Annotated in this window: 1 protein-coding gene; it reads right to left on the bottom strand. The window is 71.1% G+C overall.

The genetic code is table 11. The annotated features are described in order from the left end of the window. On the bottom strand, positions 1–6763 hold a 6763-nt coding region (locus ACZ4LX_RS37660), incomplete at both ends, for a non-ribosomal peptide synthetase (protein WP_467721405.1).

Here is a 6763-nt window from a genome sequence, read left to right as displayed (position 1 = left end):
ACCGCCACACCCTTCGGCACCCCCGTCGAACCCGACGTATAAATCACATACGCCAAACCATCCGGCCCCACAGCCACACCCGGCGCCGAACCCGGCAACTCCGCCAGATCCGCCACCACCCCCGCCTCGTCCACACAGACCACCGGAACCGAACCCAGCACACCCCCCACACCGGCAACCGAAGACCCCAGCCCCACCACAACACGGACCCCGCCATCCGCCACCATGAACGCAAGCCGCTCCACCGGATACTCCGGATCCAACGGCACATACGCACCCCCCGCCTTCCACACAGCGAGGACCCCCACCACCATCTCCACACCACGCGGCAGACACAGACCCACCAACGACTCCGCACCCACCCCCCGACCCATCAGATAACGAGCCAGACGATTCGCACGCGCATCCAACTCCGCATACGACACCTCAACACCCTCGAACACCACCGCAACCGCACCCGGCGCCCGAGCCACCCACTCCTCGAACAACCCCACCACCGACCCCGCCGGCACCCCCACCGACGTGTCATTCCACTCGACAAGCACCCGACGACGCTCGACGGCGCCCAACACATCCACGGCACTCAGCCGCATGCGCGGGTTGGTGGTGACCGTCTCCAGGACGCGGGCCCAGCGCTCCGCCAGCCGTTCGCCCGAGGCCCGGTCGAAAAGGTCCGCGGCGATGATCAGCTGACCGCGCAGACCGGCCGGTGCGCCGTCGGTGTCGAACGTCTCGGCCACGCTGACGTCCAGGTCGAACCTGGCCACCGAGGTCGCCGCCGGTATCGCTTCCGTGCGTACGCCAGGCAGGTTCACGACGGCGTCGGCGTTGTTCTGGAGGGTGAGCATCACCTGGAACAGCGGGTGACGGGCCAGCGAACGCGTCGGTGAGAGCTCCTCCACCAGACGTTCGAAGGGCACGTCCTGGTGGGCGATTCCGGACAGGCCGTTCTCTCGTATTCGGGCGAGAAGTTGACGGAACGTCGGGTCTCCAGAGAGATCCGCGCGCAGCACGAGTGTGTTCACGAAGAACCCGACCAGGTCGTCAAGGGCTTCGTCGGTGCGGCCCGCGCTCGCGAGGCCCATGGGAATGTCGGTTCCGGCGCCGAGGCGGGAGAGGAGCACCGCGAAGGAGGCCTGGAGCACCATGAACACGGTCACGCCCTCGGCCCGTGCCACGTCCACCAGACGTGCATGCACCTCCGCCGGAATGTCCAGCGGCAGTCGGTGGCCCTTGTGGCCGGCCACCGCGGGACGCTGCCGGTCGACCGGCAGCGTCAGCTCCTCCGGCGCACCGGCCAGCGTCTCCCGCCAATAGGCGACCTGACGCGACAGGACGCTGTCCGGGTCGCTCTCGTCGCCCAGCAGCTCACGCTGCCACAGCGCGTAGTCCGCGTACTGAACCGGCAACGGCTCCCACTCGGGGGCACGCCCCGCACACCGCGCCTCGTACGCCACCGACACATCACGCGCCAGCGGACCCATCGACCAGCCGTCACCGGCGATGTGGTGCACCACCACAACCAGCACATGCTCACTCGGAGCGACACCGAACAGCCAAGCCCGGATGGGCACTTCGGCAGACAGATCGAACGTGTACCGCGCTGCCTCCGCCACCAGGGCGTCGACATCCCCCGGGACCGCGTCGGCGACCCGCAGCTCCCAGTCCAACGCCTCGTGGTTGAGGACCCGCTGGTAAGGCGCACCGTCTTCGGTGGTGGCCATCACCGTGCGCAGCACCTCGTGGCGGCCGATCACATCCCGCAGCGCGGCATTCAGGGCTCCGGCATCCACCCGGCCCGTCAGTCGCAGTGCCACCGGGATGTTGTAGATGGGGCTCGGGCCCTCCATCTGGCCGATGAACCACAGACGGCCCTGGGCGTACGACAGCGGAAGACGCTCGGGGCGCTGCCGTGCCGACAACGCGGCCCGGGCGGGACCTCCGCGGGCGAGACGAGCGGCGAGTCCGGCGGGCGTGGGTGCGTCGAACAGCTCGCGGATCTCGAATTCGGCCCCGAGCACGGAGCGCACCCGGCTGGCCAGCCGCACGGCGAGCAGGGAGTGCCCGCCGAGGGAGAAGAAGTCGTCGTCGACACCGACCCGCTCCACGCCGAGGACCTGCGCGAAGACGGCGCACAGGATCTCCTCCCGCGCGTCGGCCGGGGCGCGGCCGGCCGCGGCCACGGCGGCGAGCTCCGGCGCGGGCAGGGCCTTGCGGTCCAGCTTCTTGTTCACCGTCAGCGGCAGTTCGTCGATGAGGACGACCGCCGCGGGAACCATGTACTCCGGCAGGTGCTCGGCCGCGAGGCTGTTGAGCGCCTCGGGCAGCTGGGCCGTCACCGCGCCCTCGGCGGGCACGACGTAGGCGACCAGGCGCTTGTCACCCGGGGTGTCCTCACGGGCGATGACCGCGGCCTGGGTCACCGAGGGATGTCCGCCCAGTACGTTCTCGATCTCTCCGGGTTCGATGCGGAAGCCCCGGATCTTCACCTGGTCGTCGGATCGGCCGACGAAGACCAGGTGGCCCTCGGAGGTCCAGCGGGCCCGGTCGCCCGTGCGGTACAGGCGGGACCCGGCAGGGCCGAACGGGTTCGCCACGAATCGTTCCGCGGTCAGCGCCGTGCGCCCGAGGTAGCCGCGTGCCAGTCCGGCGCCGGACACGTACATCTCGCCGGTGACACCGGGCGGGGCGGGGGTCAGGTGCTCGTCGAGCACGTACACCTGCGTGTTGACGACGGGTGATCCGATGGCCACCTCGGGGGCGTCGGGATCACAGCGCCACAGGGTGGCGTCGACCGTGGTCTCGGTGGGGCCGTAGGAGTTGAACATCACGCGCCCGCGTGCCCAGCGTGCCATCACCTCGGGCGGGCAGGCCTCGCCCGCCACGGCGAGCACGGTGTCCGCGCCGATCGACTTCTCGTCGAGGGTGGCCAGGACGGCGGGCGGCAGCGTCACGTGGGTCACGCGCTGGGCGGTGAGGAACTCGGGCAGCGCCGTGCCCAGTCGCCGCTCCTGCGGGATCACGACCAGGGTGGCCCCGGACAGGAGCGCCATGAACCACTCCCAGCCGAAGGTGTCGAAGCTCGCCGACGCGAACTGGCCCACGCGGTGCCCAGAGCCCACGCCGAGGTACCGAACGTGGCCGGCCACCAGGCTTGCCACGCCCGCGTGGGAGACCAGGACGCCCTTGGGGCGACCCGTGGATCCCGACGTGTAGATCACGTAGGCGGGGTGGGCCGGCTTCAGCGGAGCCAGCCGCTCGGCGTCGTCCAGTTCGCCCGATGGAACGGTGTCCAGCGCACCGAGCACCTCGGGCGAATCGAGAAGCACCGCTGTGGCGGTCGTGTCGTGCGGGAGTCCGTCGGCGGTGGCACGCGTGGCCACGATCGCCGTCGGGGCCGCGTCGGCGCACATGTAGGCGATGCGGTCGGCCGGGTATTCCGGGTCGATCGGCAGATAAGCCGCCCCGGCCTTGAGTGCACCGAGCAGCGCCACCATCAGGTCGACGCCGCGCTCCAGGCAGACGCCCACCACGGACTCCGGCCCCACGCCCGCACCGATCAGCAGCCGTGCCAGATGGTTCGCCCGCGCGTCGAGGTCTGCGTACGTCATCTCTGCGCCGTCGGTGACAACCGCGACCGCGTCCGGGGTTCGAGCCGCCCATGCTTCGAACAGCTGCGGAATCGTCCCCGCCGGCACGTCGGCCGCGGTGTCGTTCCACTCGGTGAGCACCTGGTGGCGCCGGTCCTCGTCGAGCACCGGGATGCCACTCATCGGCACGTCCGGGCCGCCGTCCAGCGCTTCCTCCAGCGCAGCCACCAGATGTGCGGTGGCCGTGCTCACCATCGTCGCCACGGCGTGCGCGTCGATCGGAGCGACCGCGTCCACCGTCAGCCGCAGCCCCTCACCGTTGTCATCGAAGATCACAGCCAGCGGGTAGTTCGTGCGTTCGCGGACGAACACCATCTCGATGCCGTCGCCCACCTCGGCCACACCACCGCTGAATCCGGTGTTGTGGCGGTAGTTGAACACCGAGGTGAAGAGGGGAGCGTCCGTCGGCACGCCGCTGGCCTGCTGCGCCAGGATGAGCGGTGCGTGCTCGTGCTCGAGGAGCGTGGCGAGCTGGCCGCGCATCCCCTGCACCGCGGCGAGGACGCCCGTGCCGTCACCCAGGCGGGCGCGCACCGGCAGGGTGTTCATGAACGGGCCGGGCACCCGGTCCGCACCGGCACCGGAGTTCATCCGTCCGAAGAGCACCGTGCCGAAGACGACGTCGTCCCGTCCGCTGACAGCGTCGAGGACCCGCGCCCATGCCACGTGCAGCACCGTGGCCGGGCTCGAACCCAGCCTCCGCGCCACCTCACGCAGCCGCGTCTCGAGGTCCGCCGGGAGGTCCTGCCGTGCCTGCACCGCGTCGGCGCCGTCGCCGTACGCGTCGACCAGGCCGTACGGCGCGGTGGGCTCGTCGACGTCGCCCAGCAGGTCGGCGAAGTACCGCTCGTGCGCGGCCCGTTCCACCCCGCCGTGCGCCTGCGCGACGAAGTTCCGGAACGGCAGCGGCTCGGGCAGTTCGGCGCCTCGGCCACCGAGGAACGCCTCCACCTCTGCCAGCAGCAGTGAGACGCCCGTGTGGTCCTGGATCATGTGGTGCACACGGATCAGCAGCAGCCAGCGGCCGTCCGCGACAGCCGCCGCGTGCAGCCCGAGCAACGGCGCCCGGCCCAGATCCACTGAAAGCCCCACCGCGGCCAGCAGCTCCCGCACCGGGTCGGCGCCGTGCGGGTCGAGGGAGACCTCCTCGACGGGGAGCTCGGCGTGCCGCCACACCACCTGCACCGGCTCGCGCAGGCCCTCCCACACGATGGCCGTGCGCAGGATGTCGTGCCGGTCCATGACCTTCTGAAGCGCTCCGGCGAACGCGTCCAGCCGCTCACGCGAGTCGAACTCCAGCACTGTCGGCCTGACGTAGGCGTCCTCGCCGGTGTCGGCGAGGAGGTGGTGGAAGAGCAGGCCCTCCTGGAGGGGAGCGAGGGGGTAGACGTCCGCGACGTTCGCCGCGCCGCCGTCCACCGTGGTGACGACCCGCTCGATCTCCTCGGTGGTGAGCTCCACCAGCGGCAGCATCTCCGGCGTGATCGCCCGCGCGCCCTCAGGAATGGCATGGGGCGGTACGACGACACTCTCCGCCCCGGACGCGGCAGCCAGCCGGGCCACCGTCGGCGAGACGAACAGCGCCCGCACCGAGACCGTCACACCACGGCCGCGCAGGATCTCCACCAGCCGGATCGCCAGCAGCGAGTGACCGCCCAGCGCGAAGAAGTCGTCATCGACACCGACGCTGTCGACGCCGAGGACCTCGGCGAACGCCGCGCACAGGATCTCCTCACGGACCGAGGAGGGTCCGCGGCCGGAACCGGTCGCGTACTCGGGTGCCGGAAGGGCCTTGCGGTCCAGCTTCTTGTTCACCGTCAGCGGCAGCTCGTCGAGGATCACCACCGCCGAGGGCACCATGTGCTCCGGCAGGCGTGCGGTCACGAACTGACGTACGTCACGACCCAGTTCACCGTCGCTGTGCTCTCCAGCGGTCACCACGTAGGCGACCAGTCGCTTGTCGTCCGCGACATCCTCGCGCACGACCACCGCGGCCTGGGCCACCTGCGGGTGCTCGGAGACGACGGCCTGGACCTCACCCGGCTCGATCCGGAACCCACGGATCTTCACCTGGTCGTCCGCCCGCCCCACGAACACCAGCTGCCCGTCCGGCGTCCACCGCACCCGGTCGCCCGACCGGTACATCCGCCGGCCGGCCGGTCCGAAGGGGCACGCGACAAACCTCTCCGCGGTGAGAGCGGCGCGCCCGGAGTACCCGCGGGCCAACTGCGGACCGGCGATGTACAGCTCGCCCACGACCCCGACCGGCACCGGCGCGAGGCGGTCGTCCAGCACGTACACCCCGGTGTTGGTCAGCGGTGCGCCCATCGGCACCACGGAACCGCCACCCGGCCGCACGGTGCCGGCCGTGACGATCACGGTCGACTCGGTCGGCCCGTAGGAGTTGACCAGGCGGCGGCCGCCCCCCGCCCACTGCTCGGCCTGCGCCCCGGAGAGTGCCTCCGCACCGGTTCGCAGCGTGCGCACACCCTCCAGGTCCGCCGGGTCGAGCATCGCGAGCAGCGACGGCACGATGCTGACGACGCGCACCCCGGCGTCGCGGATCAGGCGTCCCAGCTTGCGTGCGTCCGCCCGCTCCTCCGGTCCGGCGAGGACCAACGTGCCACCGGCCATCAGGGTCGCGGTGACGTCCAGGACGGAGGCGTCGAAGCTGAACGAGGCGAACTGGAGCACTCGCTCCCCCGGTTCGACGGCGAGGACCGGGCGTACCGCCGCGGCGAGGTTCGCCACGCCCGCGTAGGTGGTCTGCACCCCCTTCGGCCGCCCGGTCGACCCGGAGGTGTAGATCACGTACGCGGCCCGGCTGTCGAGCGGCGACACGGCGGGCGGCGGCGTGGCCGGCTGGTGCGCGAGCAGGTCGATGCTGTGCGGGTCGTCCAGGTGCAGCAGCGACACATCGGCATCGGTAAGAGCGTGGGTCGAGTCGCTCCGGCCCACGACCAGGGACGCGCCGCTGTCCGCGAGCATGTACGCGAGCCGATCCCCGGGGTACTCGGGGTCGATCGGCAGGTAGGCGGCGCCCGCCTTCCACACGGCCAGGATCGCCGTGATCATCTCCACGCCACGCGGCAGGCACAGACCCACCACCGACT

It is taken from the genome of Streptomyces sp. NPDC026062 (genome assembly GCF_055568375.1).
The sequence above is the reverse complement of the archived record's forward strand: the minus strand, read 5'-3'. Positions and strand labels throughout refer to the sequence as shown.